At 52.0% G+C, this 788-nt stretch carries 1 protein-coding gene; it reads right to left on the reverse strand.

Going from position 1 to position 788, the window contains the following annotated elements; genetic code table 11:
- Positions 1–38 precede the first annotated feature (38 nt).
- Complete coding sequence (locus BN2476_RS44340; protein ID WP_087740415.1) at positions 39–398, reverse strand: hypothetical protein; 360 nt, start codon at positions 396–398, stop codon at positions 39–41.
- Positions 399–788: the final 390 nt, after the last annotated feature.

Raw genomic sequence — 788 nt, forward strand, 5'->3', positions numbered from 1 at the left:
GTGCCCAGCAATCACGCGGACTTGCGACCGCGTGATGACTACAAGAAAGGGAGGAACTTCGGGTTAGCCAAGCCTTTGCGCCGCGATTCTGGCTTCTCCTGGAGCGGCAGAAGAGTAGTGAATTCTCCGTTTCGCAAGAGCATCAGTGCGCCGAAACACAGCAGTTGTTCTCGCTCTGGTGGTTGGCCGTGCTTCTCATGGAGGTCAAGCACGCGTTTTCTTTTTTCAGTTTCTTTGCGTGCTTCATCTGCGGCAACATTTACTTCGCTTTTCCGCATACGCGACATTAGCCGCTGACCCTTCCGGCTTTTGAACACGCGATAGCAAAACGAAACAAGTACAAGCAATTGCAGGATGATCAGCCAGTTGTCGCCAAAATCACTTACGGTTTTTCCCATGCAAAGATCCAGAGTGAATGGTTTGCTGCGTGCGCCTCCTCAGTAACCACTTTTGATCGCAGTCTTGCAGATGATCCACGGGCACGCGGTCACATAGAACGTTCACCAAAGCAGACGTTACGCTGGGTACGTCGTGCCGGCGGAAGTACCCGTCTCCTATTCAATACGACTGTCTGCACGATTGATATCGAATTCCGTTGAAGCCACACGGCAGAAAACCCGGTGAGTACGCGTGGCAATCGAGACAGTTGTCATCCGGAAGGCGCAGATTCGGCGTTGCCTTGTGGCTACTTGCCAAGGTACTCGCGTATGACTGTCTTGCCATCGAGGGCCAGGTTTGCATAGCCGGTATCCATGATGTCGTTGCTCTTAGAACCTTTAACAAAATGA

Source organism: Paraburkholderia piptadeniae, assembly GCF_900007165.1.
GTDB classification, from domain to species: Bacteria; Pseudomonadota; Gammaproteobacteria; order Burkholderiales; family Burkholderiaceae; genus Paraburkholderia; species Paraburkholderia piptadeniae.